This window comes from Enterobacter cloacae complex sp. SHL022, assembly GCF_049237785.1.
Lineage (GTDB): Bacteria > Pseudomonadota > Gammaproteobacteria > Enterobacterales > Enterobacteriaceae > Enterobacter > Enterobacter hormaechei_C.
Window position 1 is genome coordinate 327,165 of sequence record NZ_JBMKJH010000002.1, and the last position, 22,044, is coordinate 349,208.

20 protein-coding genes and 1 other RNA gene are annotated in these 22,044 nt (G+C 56.5%); 5 read left to right on the forward strand and 16 right to left on the reverse strand.

The window, feature by feature from the left end:
* Positions 1 to 43: 43 nt before the first annotated feature.
* The 6 genes from gcvH to ACOTZD_RS05780 form a co-directional block, all read right to left on the reverse strand.
* The gene (gcvH, locus tag ACOTZD_RS05755; protein ID WP_006811885.1) at positions 44 to 433 is read right to left on the reverse strand and encodes a glycine cleavage system protein GcvH; all 390 of its coding nucleotides are present in this window, start codon (positions 431 to 433) and stop codon (positions 44 to 46) included.
* A 23-nt stretch (positions 434 to 456) separates the two neighbouring features.
* Entirely contained in the window at positions 457 to 1,551 is a 1,095-nt protein-coding gene (gene gcvT, locus ACOTZD_RS05760; RefSeq protein ID WP_003860107.1) for a glycine cleavage system aminomethyltransferase GcvT, read from the reverse strand.
* Positions 1,552 to 1,948: 397 nt separating this feature from the next.
* Positions 1,949 to 3,151 (reverse strand): FAD-dependent 2-octaprenylphenol hydroxylase, encoded by a 1,203-nt coding sequence (gene ubiI, locus ACOTZD_RS05765; protein WP_022651816.1) that lies wholly within the window; start codon positions 3,149 to 3,151, stop codon positions 1,949 to 1,951.
* Positions 3,152 to 3,163: 12 nt separating this feature from the next.
* A complete protein-coding gene (gene ubiH, locus ACOTZD_RS05770) occupies positions 3,164 to 4,342 on the reverse strand; it encodes a 2-octaprenyl-6-methoxyphenyl hydroxylase (protein WP_003860103.1) in 1,179 nt (392 codons plus the stop codon).
* Positions 4,339 to 5,652 carry a Xaa-Pro aminopeptidase gene (gene pepP, locus ACOTZD_RS05775; RefSeq protein WP_086527952.1) on the reverse strand — a complete coding sequence of 438 codons (1,314 nt, stop codon included), beginning with the start codon at positions 5,650 to 5,652 and terminating at the stop codon, positions 4,339 to 4,341. The genes ubiH and pepP overlap by 4 nt, the downstream gene beginning before the upstream one ends.
* Before the next feature lie 31 nt (positions 5,653 to 5,683).
* Positions 5,684 to 6,262 carry a YecA family protein gene (locus ACOTZD_RS05780; protein ID WP_003860099.1) on the reverse strand — a complete coding sequence of 193 codons (579 nt, stop codon included), beginning with the start codon at positions 6,260 to 6,262 and terminating at the stop codon, positions 5,684 to 5,686.
* A 167-nt stretch (positions 6,263 to 6,429) separates the two neighbouring features.
* On the opposite strand from ACOTZD_RS05780, the gene zapA reads away from it, so the two are divergent.
* The 3 genes from zapA to ACOTZD_RS05795 all read left to right on the forward strand — a co-directional run bounded on the left by zapA (position 6,430) and on the right by ACOTZD_RS05795 (position 7,605).
* Positions 6,430 to 6,759 carry a cell division protein ZapA gene (gene zapA / locus ACOTZD_RS05785; RefSeq protein WP_003860096.1) on the forward strand — a complete coding sequence of 110 codons (330 nt, stop codon included), beginning with the start codon at positions 6,430 to 6,432 and terminating at the stop codon, positions 6,757 to 6,759.
* Positions 6,760 to 6,800: 41 nt separating this feature from the next.
* A non-coding RNA gene (gene ssrS, locus ACOTZD_RS05790) (6S RNA) lies at positions 6,801 to 6,984 on the forward strand.
* A gap of 24 nt (positions 6,985 to 7,008) precedes the next feature.
* Entirely contained in the window at positions 7,009 to 7,605 is a 597-nt protein-coding gene (locus tag ACOTZD_RS05795) for a 5-formyltetrahydrofolate cyclo-ligase (protein WP_032610088.1), read from the forward strand.
* Between the two features lie 102 nt (positions 7,606 to 7,707).
* On the opposite strand, the gene serA is transcribed toward ACOTZD_RS05795, so the two are convergent.
* Together serA and rpiA are read right to left on the reverse strand one after the other, a co-directional pair.
* Positions 7,708 to 8,940, reverse strand: a complete 1,233-nt coding sequence (gene serA / locus ACOTZD_RS05800; RefSeq protein WP_032610090.1) for a phosphoglycerate dehydrogenase — start codon at positions 8,938 to 8,940, stop codon at positions 7,708 to 7,710.
* A 266-nt stretch (positions 8,941 to 9,206) separates the two neighbouring features.
* Positions 9,207 to 9,866, reverse strand: coding sequence for a ribose-5-phosphate isomerase RpiA (gene rpiA / locus ACOTZD_RS05805; RefSeq protein ID WP_003860091.1), 660 nt, complete (start codon positions 9,864 to 9,866; stop codon positions 9,207 to 9,209).
* 127 nt (positions 9,867 to 9,993) lie between these two features.
* Here rpiA and argP point away from each other — a divergent pair, with 127 nt between their 5' ends.
* A complete protein-coding gene (argP, locus tag ACOTZD_RS05810; protein WP_003860089.1) occupies positions 9,994 to 10,887 on the forward strand; it encodes a DNA-binding transcriptional regulator ArgP in 894 nt (297 codons plus the stop codon).
* Positions 10,888 to 10,935: 48 nt separating this feature from the next.
* Here the strand turns inward: argP and ACOTZD_RS05815 are convergent, their stop codons facing one another.
* From ACOTZD_RS05815 to tkt, 7 genes are all read right to left on the reverse strand, one after another.
* Positions 10,936 to 11,676, reverse strand: coding sequence for an oxidative stress defense protein (locus tag ACOTZD_RS05815; RefSeq protein ID WP_155023615.1), 741 nt, complete (start codon positions 11,674 to 11,676; stop codon positions 10,936 to 10,938).
* Between the two features lie 92 nt (positions 11,677 to 11,768).
* Complete coding sequence (gene argO / locus ACOTZD_RS05820) at positions 11,769 to 12,404, reverse strand: arginine exporter ArgO (RefSeq protein WP_003860085.1); 636 nt, start codon at positions 12,402 to 12,404, stop codon at positions 11,769 to 11,771.
* Between the two features lie 144 nt (positions 12,405 to 12,548).
* On the reverse strand, positions 12,549 to 13,403 hold the full coding sequence (gene mscS / locus ACOTZD_RS05825) for a small-conductance mechanosensitive channel MscS (protein WP_003860082.1): 855 nt from the start codon (positions 13,401 to 13,403) through the stop codon (positions 12,549 to 12,551).
* A gap of 187 nt (positions 13,404 to 13,590) precedes the next feature.
* Entirely contained in the window at positions 13,591 to 14,670 is a 1,080-nt protein-coding gene (gene fbaA / locus ACOTZD_RS05830; RefSeq protein ID WP_003860079.1) for a class II fructose-bisphosphate aldolase, read from the reverse strand.
* A 92-nt stretch (positions 14,671 to 14,762) separates the two neighbouring features.
* The gene (pgk, locus tag ACOTZD_RS05835; RefSeq protein ID WP_003860077.1) at positions 14,763 to 15,926 is read right to left on the reverse strand and encodes a phosphoglycerate kinase; all 1,164 of its coding nucleotides are present in this window, start codon (positions 15,924 to 15,926) and stop codon (positions 14,763 to 14,765) included.
* 49 nt (positions 15,927 to 15,975) lie between these two features.
* Entirely contained in the window at positions 15,976 to 16,995 is a 1,020-nt protein-coding gene (gene epd / locus ACOTZD_RS05840; RefSeq protein WP_003860076.1) for an erythrose-4-phosphate dehydrogenase, read from the reverse strand.
* Positions 16,996 to 17,332: 337 nt separating this feature from the next.
* A complete protein-coding gene (gene tkt / locus ACOTZD_RS05845) occupies positions 17,333 to 19,324 on the reverse strand; it encodes a transketolase (protein ID WP_003860074.1) in 1,992 nt (663 codons plus the stop codon).
* Positions 19,325 to 19,596: 272 nt separating this feature from the next.
* On the opposite strand from tkt, the gene ACOTZD_RS05850 reads away from it, so the two are divergent.
* Entirely contained in the window at positions 19,597 to 20,355 is a 759-nt protein-coding gene (locus ACOTZD_RS05850; RefSeq protein WP_003860073.1) for a M48 family metallopeptidase, read from the forward strand.
* 45 nt (positions 20,356 to 20,400) lie between these two features.
* On the opposite strand, the gene ACOTZD_RS05855 is transcribed toward ACOTZD_RS05850, so the two are convergent.
* Positions 20,401 to 22,041 (reverse strand): thiamine pyrophosphate-binding protein, encoded by a 1,641-nt coding sequence (locus ACOTZD_RS05855; RefSeq protein WP_022651819.1) that lies wholly within the window; start codon positions 22,039 to 22,041, stop codon positions 20,401 to 20,403.
* Positions 22,042 to 22,044 lie beyond the last annotated feature (3 nt).

The following is a 22,044-nucleotide window of genomic DNA, read 5'->3' on the forward strand; positions in this document are numbered from 1 at the left end:
TTCCCCTCACCCTACCCTCTCCCCAAGGGGAGAGGGAAATGGCTTATTCGTCTTCCAGTAGTGCTTCGTACGCGGTCGCATCCAGCAGCGCGGCAACCTGCGCTTCGTCGCTGGCTTTGATCTTGAAGATCCAGCCGCCTTCATACGGTTCGCTGTTCACCAGCTCCGGGGAGTCGCTGAGCGCGTCGTTCACGGCAACAATTTCACCGCTTACCGGGGCGTAGATGTCAGAGGCCGCTTTAACGGATTCCGCCACCGCACAGTCATCGCCTGCGCTCACGGTTGCGCCCACTTCCGGCAGGTCAACAAACACCATGTCGCCCAGCAGCTCCTGCGCGTGCTCGGTGATCCCAACGGTGTAAGTGCCGTCCGCCTCTTTGCGCAGCCACTCGTGTTCTTTGCTGTATTTCAGTTCTGCTGGCACATTGCTCATTGAAGTTCTCCTGATAAAAATAGTTAGGCGACCGGCTTACCGGCGCGAACAAAAATCGGTTTGGTCACGTTGACCGGCATTTCGCGGTTGCGGATCTGCACCACCGCCGTTTCGCCAATCCCCGCCGGCACGCGTGCCAGGGCAATACTGTAGCCGAGCGTCGGGGAGAACGTTCCGCTGGTGATCACGCCTTCGCGATGATTGCCATCGGCATCGGTGAAGCGCACCGGCAGCTCGCCGCGCAGCACGCCTTTTTCTTTCATCACCAGGCCTACCAGCTGTTCAGTGCCCTTCTCGCGCTGCATCTCCAGCGCTTCACGACCAATAAAATCACGGTCAGCCGGTTCCCATGCGATGGTCCAGCCCATGTTGGCGGCCAGCGGAGAGACGCCTTCGTCCATCTCCTGACCGTAGAGGTTCATCCCCGCTTCCAGACGCAGCGTATCGCGCGCGCCCAGGCCCGCAGGCTTCACACCTGCCTCCACCAGCGCACGCCAGAAATCAGCGGCCTTCTCGTTTGGCATGGCAATTTCATAGCCCGCTTCACCGGTGTAGCCGGTGGTGGCGATAAACAGATCCCCCGCCTGCACGCCGAAGAATGGCTTCATGCCTTCGGTGGCTTTGCGCTGCTCGTCGCTGAACAGAGACGCGGCTTTCGCCTGGGCGTTTGGCCCCTGTACGGCAATCAGCGACAGATCGTCACGGACTGTGATGTCAATGGCGTAAGGTTCAGCGTGTTGGGAAATCCAGGAGAGGTCTTTTTCGCGGGTGGCGGAGTTTACAACGAGGCGGAAGAAATCTTCGGTGAAGTAGTAGACGATGAGGTCGTCAATCACGCCGCCAGAGGCATTGAGCATACCGGTATAGAGCGCTTTGCCCGGCGTCTTCAGTTTGGCGACGTCGTTTGCCAGCAGATAACGCAAAAACTCCCGGGTGCGGCTACCGCGCAGGTCGACAATCGTCATATGAGACACGTCGAACATACCGGCATCGGTGCGCACCGCGTGGTGCTCATCAATCTGCGAGCCGTAGTGCAGCGGCATCATCCAGCCGTGGAAGTCCACCATGCGGGCACCGCATAACACGTGCTGTTCGTACAAAGGAGTCTGTTGAGCCATCTTTTCCTCGTTGAAAAATTCACCGTGAAACCCGGTGTCGGCCTCGCGATCGGGGGCCGACGCAAACGTTCTCTTTTACCTGAACTTACCACCGAAACCGGCGGTTAACCATAAGGTAAAACGGGTCATCACATTAGCTTATGACCAAAAATCGCTGAAAAGCCTACAGAGTTATTCACTGGGAAAATGCGATTAAACCCGCATAAAATTAACAATGATCTAACAGGATTTAGCAGATGCTGATATTTCATGCGGAAAAATGGGCCGAATTTCCGTAACATAAAAATAGTAAGATTAGATTTTCTAATGCGAAAAATGACGTGAAATTAGATTATTTCAAACGAGGAAATTTCCCCGGCGCGGAGGCCGGGAAAATAAAGTGTGACGGGGATCGAGATTAACGTAACCAGTCGGGAAGATCGTTGAGGCCCATTGCCTGACGAAGAAGCTGCGGTTTTACGCCGGGAAGGGTGTCGGCCAGTTTGAGGCCAATATCGCGCAGCAGTTTTTTCGCCGGGTTCGCTCCGGCAAACAGCTCGCGGAAGCCCTGCATACCCGCCAGCATCATCGCCGCACTGTGTTTGCGGCTGCGCTCGTAGCGACGCAGATACAGATGCTGACCAATATCTTTGCCTTCCCGATGCAGGCGACGCAGCTCTTCAACCAGCTCAGCCGCGTCCATAAAGCCGAGGTTCACTCCCTGCCCGGCCAGCGGATGAATGGTATGCGCCGCATCCCCCACCAGCGCCAGACGGTGCGCGGCAAACTGACGCGCGTAGCGACCGGTTAACGGAAACGTCTGGCGTTCGCTTTCAAGCCCGCACAGGCCCAGACGGTTATCAAACGCCACGCATAGCGCCTGACTGAAGGCATCCGGCGTCGTCTCCTGCATCTGCTGCGCTTTCTCCGGCTCTAAGGACCAGACGATGGAGCAGAGATGCGGATCGGCAAGCGGCAGGAAGGCCAGAATGCCGTCATTATGGAAAATCTGGCGCGCCACGCCGCCGTGCGGCTCTTCGGTGCGGATTGTGGCCACCAACGCGTGATGACGGTAATCCCAGAAAGTCAGCGGAATATCCGCTTTGTTACGGAGCCAGGAATTAGCGCCGTCGGCACCCACTACCAGACGCGCAGTCAGCATATCGCCACTTTCAAGAGTGATAAACGCGTCGTTTTCGCCCCACGCCACCTGATGAAGTTTCGCCGGTGCGATCAGCGTGACGTCGCTGCACTGCTGCGCTTTCTGCCACAGCGCGTGGTGGATCACCGCGTTTTCAACGATATGTCCAAGGTGGCTGTAACCCATGCTTTCATCGTCAAACGCGATACGGCCAAAGCTGTCTTTGTCCCACACTTCCATCCCGTGATAGCAACTGGCACGGAGCGCCACGATTTCAGACCAGACGCCAAGGTGCGTCAGTAGCTTTTCGCTGGCGGCATTGATCGCCGAGACGCGAAGCTCTGGCGGTGCATCCTGCGCCACAGGCTGCGGCGCTTTTTGCTCAAGCACGGCCACGCGCAGGCCGCTGCCCTGTAAACCACAAGCCAGCGCCAGTCCTACCATTCCGCCGCCCACAATGGCGACATCAACATTTTGCACGGTCAATACTCCTTAACGCGCGACCCAACCCAGGGTCCGCTGCGCCAGCACGTCACGTGCCGGAATGAACAGTTCCATCGCCATAAGCCCAAGGTTGCGACCCGCAACCAGCGGTGCCCAGCGATTGGCAAACAGGTGGACTAAACCGTCGGTGACGCCAATGGTCGCCGCTTTGTCCGCCTGGCGTCGTTTCTGGTAATGGCTCAGCACTGAGTATGCGCCACAATCCTGTTGTTCGCTCCACGTCCGGGCCAGGAGCTCGGCCAGGCTCATCACGTCACGGAGGCCAAGGTTGAAGCCTTGCCCGGCGATGGGGTGTAGCGTCTGCGCGGCGTTGCCGACCAGGGCGACGCGATGGGAGACAGTCTGCGATGCGGTCGTCAGCGCAAGCGGATAGGCCACGCGTTTTCCGGCGTGGGTGATGCGCCCAAGCCGCCAGCCGAAGGCCTTTTGCAGCTCGGAACAAAAACGTTCGTCGGACCAGGAGAGAACCTCATCGGCCCGATCCTGCGCATGGCACCATACCAGCGAGCAGCGCCCGTTCGACATCGGCAGCATGGCCAGCGGGCCGTGCTCCGTGAAGCGCTCAAATGCCCTGCCGTTATGCGCGCCAGCCGTAGAGACATTAGCGATGACCGCCGCCTGTCCATAGGGTTCAGAGCGCCATTCGACGCCGCACTGCGTGGCGATCGCGGAGCGTGAACCATCTGCCGCCACCAGCAGTTGCCCCTCCAGCGTGGTGCCGTTGTCCAGCGTCACGCTGACGGCCTCGTCACGGCGGCTGAAGCTGGCGACGCGCGCCGGACAGTGCAGCGTGACGCCAGGGGCATCCTGTAACAGACGGAACAGCCGCAGCCCCACGTCATGCAGCTCGACGACCTGCCCCAGTGCCTCAATTCGGTAATCGTGGGCATCCAGCGTCACAAACCCGGCGTGGCCGCGATCGCTGACGTGAACGGTGCCGATGGCCGTCGCGCAGTCCGCTATCGCCTGCCAGATGCCAATGCGCGCAAGCTGCTGGCAGGTTCCCTGGGCCAGCGCGATGGCGCGGGCATCGAAGCCGGGATGATCGGCCGCCTGCGGCGCAACCGCCTCAACAAGATGCACCGGAAGCTGGCCTTTGGTTAACTGCGAAATGGCCAGCGCCAGAGTAGCGCCGGTCATGCCTCCGCCAACGATGATCACGCTCATACGCGTGCCGCCGCCATCAGCGCCTCGATGTCGTCGGCTTTTTTCACCACGGTCGCGGTCAGGTTTTCGTTACCGGTTTCGGTGATGACGATGTCATCTTCAATGCGAATGCCGATCCCGCGGTACTGTTCTGGCACGTCGGCATCCGGCGCGATGTACAGCCCAGGCTCAACGGTCAGCACCATGCCTGGCTCCAGCACGCGCGAACGTTCCGGACCGTATGCCCCGACGTCATGCACATCCAGCCCCAGCCAGTGGCTCAGGCCGTGCATAAAGTACGGACGATGGGCGTTTTCGGTTATAAGGGTGTCCACATCGCCTTTCAAAATGCCGAGCTTCACCAGCCCGGTAATCATGATGCGCACCACCTCGCCCGTAACCTCCTGGATGGAGGTGCCAGGGCGGAACAGCGTCAGCGCGGTCTCCAGAGACTCAAGCACGATGTCATAGATTTCACGCTGCGCGGTGGTGAATTTACCGTTCACCGGGAAGGTACGGGTGATGTCGCCCGCGTAACCCTGATATTCACAGCCCGCGTCAATCAGCACCAGATCGCCGTCGCGCAGTTCACTTTCGTTTTCGGTGTAGTGCAGAATGCAGCCGTTTTCACCGCCGCCTACGATGGTGTTATAGGACGGGAAGCGCGCGCCGTGACGGTTAAATTCATGGTGAATTTCGCCTTCAAGCTGGTACTCGAACATACCGGGACGGCACTTTTCCATGGCGCGGGTATGCGCCAGGGCGCTGATTTCGCCCGCGCGGCGCATCACGTTCAGCTCTTCTTCAGACTTAAACAGACGCATCTCATGCACCATCGGACGCCAGTCCGTCAGGGTGGCGGGTGCAGACAAATTCTGACGTGAGCCTTTACGCAGCTTATCCAGCGCGGTGAAGACAATGTCATCCGCATACGCGTATTCGCCCTGCGCGTGATAGAGCACGTCCAGGCCGTTCAGCAGTTGGTAAAGCTGCTGGTTGATTTCGCTGTAGGCCAGCGCACGGTCCACGCCCAGTTTTTCCGGCGCCGCCTCCTGCCCTAAGCGGCGGCCAAACCAGATTTCCGCGGTCAGATCGCGCACGCGGTTAAAAATCACGCTGTGGTTGTGGGTGTCATTGCTTTTAATCAGCACCAGTACCGCTTCCGGCTCGTTAAACCCGGTGAAGTACCAGAAATCACTGCTCTGGCGATAGGGGTATTCGCTGTCGGCGCTGCGCGTCACTTCCGGCGCGGCGAAAATCAGGGCAGCGCTTCCCGGCTGCATTTTTGCCAGCAGCGCCTGACGACGGCGAGAATACTCTTGACTGGAGATAACCATGACACCCTCCTGTGCGTTATTTTTCTTAGTGTAATGTTGGCTTGCGAACTTCCGGCGCGGTCGGCTGCGAGCGCGTAAAGTTGTCGTGGCACAGCAGAGACGCCACGCGCACGTACTCGATAATCTCTTCGAGAGACATTTCCAGCTCTTCCTGGTCTTCGTCTTCATCGTAGCCGAGCTGGGCGATATTACGCAGATCGTCGATCGCTTCACCCGCTTCGCCGGTCACTTTATCCAGTTTAGGCTGGGTTACGCCCAGGCCAAGAAGATAGTGGTTTACCCAACCCGCGAGCGCATCGGCGCGATCGAAGACGCTGACATCGTCGCCTTCAGGCAGATAAAGCTGAAAAAGAAAGCCATCGTCTTCCAGGGAATCGCTGGTTGCGGCGTGCATTTTACGCAGCGCTTCCGCCAGTTCGTGGCCAAACGCCAGCCCTTCGTTGGTGAGGTCGTGGATCAGCGGCTGCCATGAGCTGTCGCTGTTTCCGCCGCACAGTATGCCGCTGATCAGACCGTGCATTTCGGCAGGGGTCAGACCGACTCCCTGCTGGTTCAGTAACTGGTTTAAATCCTTGTAACCAGGCATTTCGTTCTGTATAGACATACGCATTCGTCATCAAAGGGAGGATATTCATGATATGCTACCACTTTGGACCCTGGTGATACCAGAAAAGGGCTTGTATCTTCACATCAGGGTAGCTATAGTGTCGCCCCTTCGCAGCCCCCGGGGCAGTAAGCGAAGGCAGCGCAGTCAATCAGCAGGAAGGTGGCATGTCTGCACAACCCGTCGATCTCCAGATTTTTGGCCGTTCACTGCGAGTGAATTGTCCGCCTGAACAAAGGGATGCCTTGAATCAGGCTGCGGACGATTTGAATCAGCGGTTGCAAGATCTAAAAGAACGCACTAGAGTCACAAATACTGAGCAGCTGGTTTTCATCGCCGCGTTGAACATCAGCTATGAACTGACTCAGGAAAAAGCGAAGACCCGCGATTACGCGGCAAGCATGGAGCAGCGCATTAAAATGCTCCAGCAGACCATAGAACAGGCATTGCTTGATCAAGGTCGCAGTCCCGAAAGACCGGGACCAAAGTTTGAATAACACTTCTCAGTTGACTATGGTAGAGTAACTGTGAAGACAAAATTTCTCTGAGATGTTCGCAAGCGGGCCAGTCCCCTGAGCCGATATTTCATACCACAAGAATGTGGCGCTCCATGGTTGGTGAGCACGCTCGGTCCGTCCGAGAAGCCTTAAAACTATGACGACACATTCACCTTGAACCAAGGGTTCAAGGGTTACAGCCTGCGGCGGCATCTCGGAGATTCCCTCTCTTTTCTTCTACCGACTACCATGACTCAATTCCCTGAAGTTTCTGCTTCACGCCAGGACATCCGTCAGCTTATTCGCCAGCGTCGTCGCGCCTTAAGCGCCGAGCAACAGGCACATTTTGCCCAGCAGGCCGCCGCCCGCATGATGGCCTATCCGCCTGTGGTGATGGCAAACACCGTCGCCCTGTTTCTCTCGTTTGATGGTGAGCTGGATACCCAACCGCTTATCGACCAGCTCTGGCGCGCCGGGAAAAAAGTTTATCTGCCGGTGCTACATCCCTTTAGCCGAGGCAATCTGCTGTTTCTGCACTACCATCCGCACAGCGAGCTGGTGGTAAATCGTCTGAAAATCACAGAACCCAAACTCGACGTGCGCGATGTGCTCCCGCTTTCCGGGCTGGATGTGCTGATTACGCCGCTGGTGGCGTTTGACGAGCAGGGCCAGCGATTAGGCATGGGCGGGGGGTTCTACGACAGGACGCTACAAAACTGGCAGCAGTACGGATTGCAGCCGGTGGGGTATGCGCATGATTGCCAGGGCGTGGAGGTATTACCCGTAGAGAAATGGGATGTGCCGTTGCCGGCGGTGGTGACGCCCAGTAAAACCTGGACCTGGTAGAATAAAGCCGGGTGGCGGCTACGCCTTACCCGGCCTACATAAATCATCGAACATTGTAGGTCGGGTAAGCGTAAGCGCCACCCGACACCACAGACCGCACCATCAGTACAGCAGACGCGCGCGAATCGTCCCCGGAATGGCCTTCATGCTCTGCAATGCTTTCTCGGCGATGTCTTCATCCGCTTCAATATCAATAACCACATAACCCATCTGCGAGTTAGTTTGCAGATACTGCGCAGCAATGTTAACGCCCTGCTCGGCAAAGATCTGGTTGATGGCGGTCAGCACGCCAGGACGGTTTTCGTGGATGTGCAGCAGACGACGCCCACCGTGCAGCGGCAGAGACACCTCCGGGAAGTTCACCGCAGAGAGCGTTGAACCGTTGTCGGAATATTTACTCAGTTTACCCGCCACTTCCAGGCCGATATTCTCCTGCGCTTCCTGAGTAGAACCGCCGATGTGCGGCGTCAGAATCACGTTGTCGAACTCGCACAGCGGAGAGGTGAACGGATCGCTGTTGGTGGCCGGTTCCGTCGGGAACACGTCAATCGCCGCACCCGCCAGATGTTTACGCTTCAGCGCGTCGCACAGTGCAGGAATATCGACCACCGTACCGCGCGCGGCGTTGATCAGCAGAGAGCCCGGCTTCATCAGCGCCAGCTCTTCTGCGCCCATCATGTTTTTGGTGGACGCATTTTCCGGCACGTGCAGGCTTACCACGTCGCTCATGTTCAGCAGGTCAGAAAGATGCTGCACCTGCGTCGCGTTACCCAGCGGCAGCTTGCTTTCGATATCGTAGAAAAACACGTGCATGCCGAGAGATTCCGCCAGAATACCGAGCTGCGTACCGATATGGCCGTAACCGATAATCCCGAGCTTTTTCCCACGGGCTTCGTAGGAGCCCGCAGCCAGCTTATTCCACACGCCGCGGTGCGCTTTGGCGTTAGCCTCCGGAATGCCGCGAAGCAGCAGCAGCAGCTCGCCAATTACCAGCTCCGCCACGGAACGGGTGTTAGAGAACGGCGCGTTAAAGACCGGGATACCGCGTTTTGCGGCGGCATTCAGATCAACCTGGTTGGTGCCGATGCAGAAACAGCCAATCGCCACCAGCTTTTCCGCCGCAGCAATAACGTCTTCAGTCAGTTGGGTACGGGATCGTAGGCCAATGAAATGGGCATCACGGATGGACGCTTTCAGCTCTTCGGTATCGAGCGCGCCTTTGTGAAATTCGATGTTGGTGTAACCTGCCGCACGAAGGCTATCGATTGCTTTTTGATGCACGCCCTCGACCAGCAGGAATTTAATCTTGTCTTTCTCCAGTGATACCTTTGCCATTTACCCGACCCTGTTTTTGTCTGAACTGATGTTGTGCTGGATATAAATCCGCTGTAGCCAACATATCAAAAAAAACTATTGCAGCAATATGAACGTTTGCGTCAGTACGCTGAAGGAAAGTCATACAGCGCAAAATGGCAGAGGAAAATGCTATGGAAATTTACAAACGCGGAAGGATCGGCAAAAGAGACATAAAAACGTGACACAAGTCACCGAATTTAGCGTTTCAAAAATTTTTTAGCGGGGGGAGGACTCCCCCCGTCAGATCATTTTACGATGGTTTTCACGCCGTCAGCGGTGCCGATCAGCGCCACATCCGCGCCACGGTTGGCAAATAACCCTACGGTAACAACGCCTGGAATGCCGTTGATCGCATTTTCCAGCGCAATGGCATCGAGGATCTCAAGGCCGTGAACGTCGAGGATCACGTTGCCGTTGTCGGTCACCACACCCTGACGGTATTCCGGACGACCGCCCAGCTTCACAAGTTGACGGGCAACCGCGCTGCGCGCCATCGGGATCACTTCGACCGGCAGCGGGAAATTCCCCAGAATGTCGACCTGCTTGGAGGCGTCCGCGATGCAGATGAACTTATCCGCCACGGAAGCGATGATTTTTTCGCGGGTCAGCGCCGCGCCACCGCCTTTGATCATCTGCATGTGGCCGTTGATTTCATCCGCGCCATCAACGTAAATGCCCAGACGGTCCACTTCGTTGAGGTCGAAAACGGTGATGCCGAGGCTTTTCAGCTTTTCCGTGGAAGCATCGGAGCTGGAAACCGCGCCCTCGATCTGCCCCTTCATCGTGCCCAGCGCATCGATAAAGTGCGCCGCCGTCGACCCCGTACCAACACCGACAATGGTACCCGGCTGTACGTACTGGAGAGCGGCCCATCCTACTGCTTTTTTCAGTTCATCCTGCGTCATGATCGTTTTGCCTGTGGTGTGAAAACTCAGGGCGCATTATAGAACACGTCGAATGGATTTCGTCTGCCACGAAGGGAAAATTGTGTCATAGTGCAGATTAAGCAAAATTAAGGAGTCAGCCAGAGCAATGAAACGTCCGGACTACAGAACACTACAGGCACTTGATGCAGTTATTCGTGAACGCGGTTTTGAGCGCGCGGCGCAAAAGCTGTGCATCACCCAGTCCGCCGTATCACAGCGTATCAAACAGCTTGAAAACATGTTCGGGCAGCCGCTGCTGGTGCGTACCGTACCGCCGCGTCCGACAGAGCAAGGACAAAAGCTCCTCGCCCTGCTGCGTCAGGTTGAACTGCTGGAAGATGAATGGCTGGGCGATGAACAAACCGGCTCCACGCCGCTGCTGCTGTCGCTGGCGGTGAACGCCGACAGTCTGGCAACCTGGCTGCTGCCGGCCCTTGCGCCGGTGCTGGCCGACTCCCCAATCCGCCTGAACCTTCAGGTTGAAGACGAGACCCGCACTCAGGAACGCCTGCGCCGTGGCGAAGTGGTTGGGGCGGTCAGTATTCAGCCGCAGGCGCTGCCAAGCTGTCTGGTGGATCAGCTGGGCGCGCTGGATTACCTGTTTGTCGGGTCAAAAGCCTTTGCAGAGCGCTACTTCCCGAACGGCGTGACTCGCGCCGCGCTGCTGAAAGCCCCTGCCGTCGCGTTCGACCATCTGGACGATATGCATCAGGCCTTCCTGCAACAAAACTTCGATTTGCCGCCGGGCAGCGTGCCGTGTCATATCGTTAACTCGTCCGAAGCCTTCGTACAGCTCGCGCGTCAGGGCACGACCTGCTGCATGATCCCGCATTTGCAGATTGAGAAAGAGTTGAAAAGCGGTGAGCTGATTGACTTAACGCCGGGGCTGTATCAGCGTCGGATGCTGTACTGGCACCGTTTTGCCCCGGAAAGCCGCATGATGCGCAACGTCACCGACGCGCTGCTGGCGTTTGGGCATAAGGTGTTGAGACAGGATTAATCGCTTGAATTCCCTCTCCCTGTGGGAGAGGGTTAGGGTGAGGGCAAACTACTGCGCCTTAGCCGCCTCAGTTTGCTGAGTTTGAGTTGGCTCCAGCTGGAACACCACATCGACCTGATCGTCGAACTGAATGGTTGGCTGCTCGTAGGTTTCCTGAGCAGAAACCGGCGCGGCGTCCGCCTTCATCATCCGCACCATCGGGCTTGGCTGGTAGTTTGAAACGTGGTAGCGCACGCTGTAAACCGGACCGAGCTTGGTCTTGAAGCCGGAAGCCAGCTGCTGCGCCTGATGAATGGCATCATCTATCGCCGCTTTACGCGCTTCGTCTTTATATTTCTCCGGTTGCGCAACGCCCAGCGAGACGGAACGAATTTCGTTCAGCCCTGCCTTCAGCGCACCATCCAGCAATCCGTTGAGCTTATCAAGCTGGCGCACGGTCACTTCTACAGTACGCACGGCGCGATAGCCTTTCAGGATGCTTTTGCCGTTCTGGTAGTCGTAATCCGGTTGGGTACGCAGGTTCGCAGAGCTGATGTCTTTTTTCGCGACACCGTTCTGTTCCAGGAAAGAGAGGTATTGCGCAACACGATCGTCTGCCTGTTTCTTGGCGGAAGCAGCATCTTTCGCCGCCACGTTCACTTCAATTGCCAGGGTTGCAACATCCGGTACCGCATCCACGCTTGCCGTGCCTGAAGTGACAATGTGCGGGCCGTTCGGCAGTTCATTCGCCTGCACCGACACCGCACCTAAACTTACTAATGCCGCCAGGGCCATCACCTTAAACTTCACTGTCATTCCTCCATGTTGCGAAGAGTGCCCTGTTAACAGGGCTCATGCCAGCAAGCTTAGCGGGTCTTGTTCAGATGTCCATAAGACAACGCTTAGTTGAACAATCCCTGTACGTGATGAATGCCCTCTTTCGCCAGCTGGAAGGCAATAAACCACATCACCAGCCCCACCAGGGTATTGATAATGCGCTGTGCTTTGGCGGTACGCAGTCGTGGCGCCAGCCACGCCGCCAGGATCGCAAGACCGAAGAACCAGAGGAAGGAGGCGCTGACCGTACCGAGCGCAAACCAGCGTTTCGGCTCAACGTCCAGCTGTCCGCCCAGGCTGCCCAGCACCACAAAGGTATCAAGGTAGACGTGCGGGTTAAGCCACGTCACGGCGAGCATGGTGACGATAATCTTCCAGCGCCCCTGCTTCATCACTTCGGCGCTCGCCAGCTCAAGATTGCTGCTCATGGCCGTTTTCAGGGCACCAAACCCGTACCACAGCAGAAACGCTACGCCGCCCCAGGTAACCAGCGCCAGCAGCCACGGCGACTGCATCAACAGGGCGCTGCCGCCAAAAATCCCGGCGCAAATCAGCAGCAGATCGCTCACCGCACACAGCAGGGCAATCATCAGATGATACTGGCGGCGAATGCCCTGATTCATCACGAACGCATTTTGTGGACCAAGGGGAAGGATCATGGCCGCACCTAACGCAAGCCCCTGAAAATAATAAGATAACATGACGTCATTCTCGCAGAGTTGTCCTGGGGCAGACTATACTGCGGGAACGTCATTAGAGGAAATGGATAATATTAATTGGGGATTAGCCGGGCTAATAAAAGAAAAGCCCGGTGTCGCTGACGCTTACCGGGCCTACGGGAGACGTTACTCTGCTTCTTTGACTTTTTTGACGTTTACGTCCATCTGCGGGTACGGGAAGCTGATGCCGTTGGCATCGAAATCACGCTTGATGCGCTCCAGCACATCCCAGTAAACGTTTTGCAGATCGCTGCTTTTGCTCCAGATGCGCACCACAAAATTAATAGATGACGCGCCCAGCTCGTTCAGACGAACGGTCTGCTCGCGGTCCTTCAGAATGCGATCGTCAGAGGCAATGATGTTGGCGATCAGCGACTTCACCTGATCGATATCGGAGTCGTACGCCACGCTGATGATCAGCTCGTTACGACGCACCGGCTCGCGGGAGAAGTTAATGATATTGCCCGCAATGATTTTCCCGTTCGGGACTACCACAATGCGACCATCCACGGTACGCAGGGTCGTGGAGAAAATCTGAACCTGCAACACGGTACCGGCAATACCGCCCAGATCCACATACTCACCGGAACGGAACGGACGGAAGGTCACCAGCAATACGCCCGCCGCCAGGTTAGACAGCGAACCCTGCAATGCCAGACCAATGGCCAGACCGGCAGCACCGAGCACAGCGATGACGGATGCCGTCTGCACGCCGACACGCCCCAGCGCCGCAATCAGCGTAAAGGCGATAATGCCGTAACGGACCAGCGCGGAGAGGAAATCGGCGACTGTGGCATCAATGTGTCGTGCGACCATCACCCGGTTGACAGCGTTCGAAACGATACGCGCCACGATCATCCCGACAATGATGATGGCAATAGCGGCAACAATATTCACGGCGTAGCTCAGCAGTAGCGCCTGGTTGCGCACCAGCCAGTTACCCGCGTTATTGATGCTGTCTACAACATCAAGTTGTTCCATTTATTCTTCCTTTTGTTAAACCAAAACACAAAATCCATCCCCCATGGAGACAGGCAGGTCAGTAAAGGGTAAACAAAAAGCACCGGCTTTGCCAAACAGATCACAAAATCAGGTATTGCAGGATATTGAAAAAGCATAAAAAAAGGCCCGCATATGCGGACCTTCTTGACGCTATGAACAGCTCAAATTACAGAACGTCAACCGCGTTCAGTTCTTTGAATGCCTGCTCCAGACGAGTAATCATAGAAGTCTGGGCAGCGCGCAGCCATACGCGTGGATCGTAGTATTTCTTGTTCGGCTGGTCTTCGCCTTTCGGGTTGCCCAGCTGACCTTGCAGGTAAGCTTCGTTGGTTTTGTAGTATTGCAGGATACCGTCCCAGGTTGCCCATTGGGTGTCGGTATCGATGTTCATTTTCACTACGCCGTAGCTTACGGAGTCTTTGATTTCCTGAGCAGAAGAACCGGAACCGCCGTGGAAGACGAAGTTCAGGCTGTTGTGCGGCAGGTTGTGTTTTTTGGACACGTATTCCTGAGAATCACGCAGGATGGTCGGGGTCAGAACCACGTTACCTGGTTTGTATACGCCGTGTACGTTACCGAAGGACGCTGCGATAGTGAAGCGTGGGCTGATTTTGCTCAGCTCGGTGTAAGCGTAATCAACGTCTTCTGGCTGAGTGTACAGTGCAGAAGCGTCCATGTGGCTGTTGTCCACACCGTCTTCTTCACCGCCGGTGCAACCCAGTTCGATTTCCAGGGTCATGCCCATTTTGGACATACGCGCCAGGTACTTAGAGCAGATCTCGATGTTTTCTTCCAGAGACTCTTCGGACAGGTCGATCATGTGAGAAGAGAACAGTGGCTTACCGGTTGCTGCGAAGTGTTTTTCACCCGCGTCCAGCAGACCGTCGATCCATGGCAGCAGTTTTTTCGCGCAGTGGTCAGTGTGCAGGATAACCGGAACACCGTAGTGCTCAGCCATCTGGTGAACGTGATGTGCGCCAGAGATAGCGCCCAGGATTGCAGCACCCTGAGGAATGTCAGTTTTCACGCCTTTACCTGCGATGAACGCAGCGCCACCGTTAGAGAACTGAACGATAACTGGAGCTTTAACTTTAGCAGCAGTTTCCAGTACGGCGTTGATGGAGTCGGTACCCACGCAGTTAACTGCTGGCAGAGCGAAGTTGTTTTCTTTAGCTACCTGGAACACTTTCTGTACGTCATCACCAGTGATAACGCCAGGTTTTACGAAATCAAAAATTTTAGACATGTTGCTTAGTCCTGTATCTTCGGCCGTTAGAAATGGTGCGAGCTCTGATAAGCGCGCTGAAAATTGGGCAGGTTTCCCTGCCCCTGAATGGCTTACTTCTTAGCGCGCTCTTCGAGCATTGCTACTGCTGGCAGAACTTTGCCTTCCACGAATTCGAGGAATGCGCCGCCACCAGTGGAGATGTAGGAGATCTTGTCAGCGATACCGAACAGGTCGATTGCTGCCAGGGTGTCACCACCGCCTGCGATAGAGAACGCTTCGCTGTCTGCGATTGCGTTAGCCACGATCTCAGTCCCTTTGCGGAAGTTCGGGAATTCGAACACGCCGACAGGACCGTTCCACAGGATAGTTTTTGCGTTTTTCAGGATTTCAGCCAGTTTCTGTGCAGAAACGTCGCCCAGGTCCAGAATCTGCTCTTCATCTTTGATGTCGTTAACAGATTTCAGGGTTGCGGTAGCAGTTTCGGAGAACTCGGTTGCCACGCGAACGTCAGTTGGAACCGGGATATCACAGGTACCCAGCAGACGTTTGGCTTCGTCAACCAGATCCGCTTCGTACAGGGATTTACCCACGTTGTGGCCTTGCGCAGCAACGAAGGTGTTCGCGATACCACCGCCAACGATCAGCTGGTCAGCGATTTTGGACAGAGAATCCAGTACGGTCAGTTTGGTAGAAACTTTAGAACCACCAACGATAGCGACCATTGGACGAGCAGGTTCTTTCAGTGCTTTACCCAGCGCTTCCAGTTCGTCAGCCAGCAGCGGACCTGCACAGGCGACGTCTGCGAATTTACCGATACCGTGGGTAGATGCCTGCGCACGGTGAGCCGTACCGAATGCATCCATCACGAATACGTCGCACAGCGCAGCGTATTTTTTGGACAGGGTTTCGTCGTCTTTCTTTTCGCCTTTGTTGAAGCGAACGTTTTCCAGAACAACCAGCTCACCTTCGGCAACTTCCACGCCGTCCAGGTAATCTTTCACCAGGCGAACCGGGCTGGACAGTTTGTCTTTCAGGTAATTAACAACCGGCAGCAGAGAGAACTCTTCGTTGTACTCGCCTTCAGTTGGACGGCCCAGGTGGGAGGTGACCATCACTTTAGCGCCCTGCTTCAGAGCCAGTTCAATGGTTGGCAGAGATGCACGGATACGCGCGTCGCTGGTCACTTTGCCATCTTTAACCGGTACGTTCAGATCGGCACGGATGAAAACGCGTTTACCTGCCAGATCCAGATCGGTCATCTTAATTACAGACATGGTGAATCCTCTCGTTGATTCTTAAAGTTTTGCAAGCGCAAGGTGCGCTCTACCTGAAACCTTTCGCGGCCATGGCTAACGTGGTGTCGAGCATTCGGTTAGCAAAGCCCCATTCGTTATCACACCAGACCAGCGTCTTGATGAGGTGCGCACCACTGACTCGCGTCTGCGTGCCATCCACGATGGCGCTATGCGGGTCGTGGTTAAAATCTACTGAGACCAACGGTAATTCCGTATAGTCAACTATACCATGAAATGCTCCCTGTGCCGCTTTTTGCAGCAACAGGTTGACTTCACAGGCTTTTACCGGTTTTTTCACCGTCACGCTAAGATCGATTGCGGTGACGTTTATCGTCGGAACGCGCACGGCAATCGCTTCAAAACGATCGTTAAACTGCGGGAAAATACGGGTGATCCCGGCAGCCAGTTTCGTATCCACCGGAATGATTGACTGGCTCGCCGCGCGAGTGCGTCGTAAATCCGGATGGTAGGCGTCGATTACCTGCTGATCGTGCATGGCGGAGTGAATCGTGGTCACGGTGCCGGATTCAATGCCATAAGCATCGTCTAACAGTTTAATGACCGGAATAATGCAGTTGGTGGTGCAGGAGGCGTTGGAGACAATTCGGTGTTCAGCGTGCAGCTCGTGCTGGTTAACACCAAACACGACGGTGGCGTCGAGGTCGTTACTGCCGGGATGGGAGAACAGCACTTTTTTCGCGCCAGCATTCAGATGCGCTTCGCCATGTTCACGGTTACCGTACACGCCGGTACAGTCCAGCACCACATCCACACCCAGTTCGCGCCAGGGCAGCCCTTCAATACTGTTCTCATGCAGCACGCGGATGGCATCGTCACCGACGAACAGCTGTTCCCTTTCCTGGCGAACATCCCAGGCAAAGCGACCGTGGCTGGTGTCATATTTCAACAAATGTGCCATGCCCGCAGCATCCGCCAGTTCATTGATTGCCACCACGGTGATTTCCGCACGACGCCCGGATTCATATAAAGCACGAACCACGTTGCGCCCGATGCGACCGAAGCCATTAATCGCTACGCGTACGGTCATAGATCTCCTGCAAAGCTATCCCTGAGTTTGAGGTGGCTGAAAGAGTAATCCAGCGACGCCCGAAGGGGAATCCTTGCTGTCACAAACTGCGATTGATTGGTCAATTGTCGAACATTTAATCGACTGAAACGCTTCAGCAAGAATAAGCGAATCGGGGAATAAAAGGAATGTCTGTCCAGATGAATAAGCGAGCTATATGACTTGCGTCACATTTTGGGTGGAATAATGCTTACAAAAAAGCCGGGTGGCGCGTTAGCGCTTACCCGGCCTACTTTATTCTCCCTCTCCCCGTGGGAGAGAGCCAGGGTGAGGGCATCAGCCCGCACCGGACAAACAATTACAGCAGTTCTTTCGCCTTAGCGACAACGTTTTCAACGGTGAAGCCGAACTCTTCAAACAGCTGTTCAGCTGGCGCAGACTCACCAAACGTGGTCATACCGACGATAGCGCCGTTCAGACCCACGTATTTGAACCAGTAGTCTGCGATACCCGCTTCCACTGCCACGCGAGCGGAGACCGCTTTAGGCAGTACGGATTCGCGGTACGCGGCATCCTGCTTGTCGAACGCATCGGTAGAAGGCATAGAAACCACACGCGCTTTCACGCCTTCGGCAGTCAGTTTTTCCCATGCGGCAACGGCCAGTTCAACTTCAGAACCGGTCGCGATGAAGATCAGCTCAGGCTGGCCTGCGCAATCTTTCAGCACGTAACCACCGCGCGCGATGTTTGCCAGCTGCTCTGGGGTACGCTCCTGCTGCGCCAGGTTCTGACGGGAGAGGATCAGCGCGGTCGGGCCATCCTGACGCTCAACGCCGTACTTCCACGCCACCGCAGATTCAACCTGGTCACATGGACGCCATGTGCTCATGTTCGGGGTCACGCGCAGGGAAGCCACCTGCTCTACTGGCTGGTGAGTTGGACCATCTTCGCCCAGACCGATGGAGTCGTGGGTGTAGACCATCACCTGACGCTGTTTCATCAGCGCAGCCATACGCACGGCGTTACGTGCATATTCCACAAACATCAGGAAGGTAGAAGTGTACGGCAGGAAACCACCGTGCAGAGCGATACCGTTGGCAATCGCAGTCATACCGAACTCACGTACACCGTAATGGATGTAGTTACCGGCAGTATCTTCGTTGATTGGCTTAGATCCGGACCACAGGGTCAGGTTTGATGGTGCCAGGTCAGCGGAGCCGCCGAGGAATTCTGGAAGCAGAGGGCCAAACGCTTCGATCGCATTCTGAGATGCTTTACGGCTGGCGATCTTGGCTGGGTTCGCCTGCAACTTCGCGATGAACTCGTTCGCTTTGGCGTCGAAGTCAGACGGCATGTCACCTTTCATACGACGGGTGAACTCAGCCGCTTCCTGTGGGAAGGCTTTCGCGTAAGCCGCGAACTTCTCGTTCCAGGCCGCTTCTTTCGCCTGACCCACTTCTTTCGCATCCCACTGAGCGTAGATTTCAGACGGGATTTCGAAGGCAGGGTGTTTCCAGCCAAGCGCTTCACGGGTCAGTGCAATTTCCGCGTCGCCCAGCGGTGCGCCGTGGGAGTCGTGAGTGCCCGCTTTGTTCGGAGAACCGAAGCCGATGATGGTTTTGCACATCAGCAGGGACGGTTTGTCGGTCACGGCGCGCGCTTCTTCTACGGCACGTTTAATCGAGTCAGCATCGTGGCCATCAACGCCGCGCACAACGTGCCAGCCGTAGGCTTCGAAACGTGCTGCGGTGTCGTCAGTGAACCAGCCTTCAACATGACCGTCGATGGAGATACCGTTGTCGTCGTAGAACGCAACCAGTTTACCCAGCTTCAGGGTGCCTGCCAGGGAGCACACTTCGTGAGAAATGCCTTCCATCATGCAGCCGTCGCCCAGGAAGGCGTAGGTGAAGTGGTCAACGATGTCGTGGCCAGGACGGTTAAACTGCGCCGCCAGGGTCTTCTCTGCAATCGCCATACCTACGGCGTTAGCGATGCCCTGACCCAGCGGACCGGTAGTGGTTTCAACGCCAGCGGTGTAGCCTACTTCCGGATGACCTGGAGTTTTGGAGTGCAGCTGACGGAAGTTTTTCAGCTCTTCGATTGGCAGATCGTAGCCAGTGAGGTGCAGCAGGCTGTAGATCAGCATAGAGCCGTGGCCGTTAGACAGCACGAAACGGTCGCGGTCTGCCCATGCCGGGTTCTGCGGGTTGTGGTTAAGGAAATCACGCCACAGGACTTCGGCGATGTCAGCCATGCCCATAGGGGCACCCGGGTGGCCGGATTTGGCTTTCTGTACTGCGTCCATGCTCAGCGCACGAATAGCATTAGCAAGCTCTTTACGTGAGGACATTTTAACTCCAGATCGGACTGTTAAAGGCCATGCCCTTGACGACAGCGCGTTTTGGGCTACGCCGGAAAAAAGTGCCAACAATGTAACCCAAGCCGCAGGGCATGTACATGGACCATTCTTTGGCAGCTTAAGAAATCTCTGGATCATGCTCGCATGTTGCGCAATCTGCTCGCCCGCCCCTGTAGATATTCCTTATACTTAGCCCGACACCGGCTTCGTTGACGGTGCATTTTTCGGAATTAATTCAGATTAACGAGTACGGAAGCAACATCATGAAAATGCGTGCAATCGGGCTGGCTGTGGGAACAACGCTCCTGCTAAGCGGCTGTCAGAATATGGATTCTAACGGCCTGATGACCTCAGGCGCAGAAGCTTTTCAGGCCTACTCACTGAGCGATGCGCAGGTGAAAGCGCTGAGCGACGAGGCCTGTAAGGATATGGATGGAAAAGCTACGCTTGCCCCGGCAAACAGCACCTACACGCAGCGTCTGAACAAGATTGCTTCCGCGCTGGGCGACAACATTAACGGTCAGCCGGTGAACTACAAGGTGTATATGGCGAAAGACGTGAACGCCTTCGCGATGGCTAACGGCTGTATCCGCGTATACAGCGGCCTGATGGACATGATGACCGACAACGAAGTGGAAGCGGTGATCGGCCATGAAATGGGTCACGTTGCTCTGGGTCACGTGAAGAAAGGGATGCAGGTTGCGCTGGGCACCAATGCCGTGCGTGCAGCGGCGGCCTCTGCGGGCGGCATTGTCGGCAGCCTGTCCCAGTCGCAGCTGGGCGACGTGGGTGAGAAACTGGTTAACTCCCAGTTCTCCCAGCGTCAGGAGTCGGAAGCGGATGACTACTCTTACGATCTGTTGCGCAAACGCGGCATCAATCCATCAGGTTTAGCCACCAGCTTCGAAAAACTGGCGAAACTGGAGGAAGGCCGTCAAAGCTCCATGTTTGACGATCACCCGGCCTCCGTTGAACGCGCGCAGCATATCCGTGACCGCATGGCGGCAGACGGTATTAAATAATACTCCGGCCCGGTGCGCGCCGCGCTACCGGGCAACAAGACTCAATCAGTACAGCGTTTTCTGTGGCGGCCCGGCAAACTTAAGGGCGCCAATCTGCCCCATCCGCACCTCTACCACCGACGGCCCCGGCATCGCTAACGCTTCCATCATCACCGCGTCAAAATCCTCGGCCTGCTCAACGCTCCAGGCCTGTAGACCAATCGCCTGCGCCAGCAGGGTAAAATCCGGCGTATGCAGCGCGTTATAATACTGACGCCCGCCAAAATATTTATCCTGAATACCACGCATTACGCCGTAGCCCCCGTCGTTCATGATCAGCAGCGTCACGTTGGCTTTCTCCTGCGCCAGCGTCGCCAGTTCGCCTAAATTGAGGCTCAGGCCGCCGTCGCCCACCAGCCCCACCACCTTGCGCTGTGGGTTGGCAATCGCGGTGCCGATAGCCATCGGCAGGCCCATGCCAATCGCCCCGGCGAGGGAGTGAATATTCATCAGCGGACCGTTAGCCCTGAACAGGCGGCTACCCCACAGGCTGCCGGACACGGTGATATCGCGCACCAGCAGGCCGTCTTTCGGCAGGGCTTTCTCAATGGCGTCGTTAAGCTTCGCATAGGCGCCGCACTGCTCGCGCAGCCCCTGCTCAGCTTGCCCGACAGCCTGCTGTACCTGCGTATCCCACTGGGCGTTGCCCCACTCGCGGCCCTGCACTTTTTCAGCCAGCGCGCCAAGCAGCGCGGAACAATCGGCTATCAACGTGCTATCCATCAGGTAGTTACGGCTTGCTGCCGCCGGGTCGATATCGAGCTGCACCCGCGGGGAAGGCAGCTCAAGCGTCCAGGATCGGGTTTCGTTGCTGCGCAGGCGAGAACCGGCCACCAACGTAAAATCACACTGCGCAATGAGCGCCTCCACCGACGGCGAGTTGTGGAACGCCCGCAGGCTGGCGCGGTGGTTGTCCGGCAGCACGCCGCGCGCGTGGGTGCTGGAAATCACGGTGATGCCCGCATCCGCCAGTTTTTTCACCGCCTCAGCGCTTCCCAGCGCCCCGCCGCCCAGCCACAGCAGCGGCTGTTTCGCCTGTTTGAGCTGCGCCCACAGCGCGTCAACCATTCCGGTATCCACGGCCGGAGCCGATACCGGTTTGATCGGAGCGGTTACCAGCGACAGCGGAATTTTGGCGCTCTGAATATCAATCGGGATTTCCACCGAGACCGGTCCGCACGGCGGGGTCTGCGCGTCCTGGATGGCTTTATGCAGAATCGCTATCGCCTGATTCGCATTGCTGATGCGGTACGCCCGTTTTGAGCTGGCCTTCAGGAAGGTCAGCTGGTCACGGGTTTCATGGATAAACCCGGTGTCGGCGTCCAGCCAGGCTTTCTCAACCTGCCCGGTTAAATGCAGCAGCGGCGTGCAGGCATTCATGGCTTCCACCAGCGCGCCTACCGCGTTCCCGGCCCCCGCGCCGGTGCTGGTCAGCGCCACGCCGAGGCCGGAAAAGCGCCCGTGAGCATCGGCCATGGTGACGGAACCGGCTTCACCGCGCGCGGGCACAAAGCGGATATTGCCCCGCTGCCCAACCGCATCCGCGATCGGCAGGTTGTGAATGGAGATGACGCCGTAGATGGCCTCAACCTGATACTGCTCCAGCGTTCTGGCGATGGCGTCGCCGACGGTTATCATTTCGCTCATTGC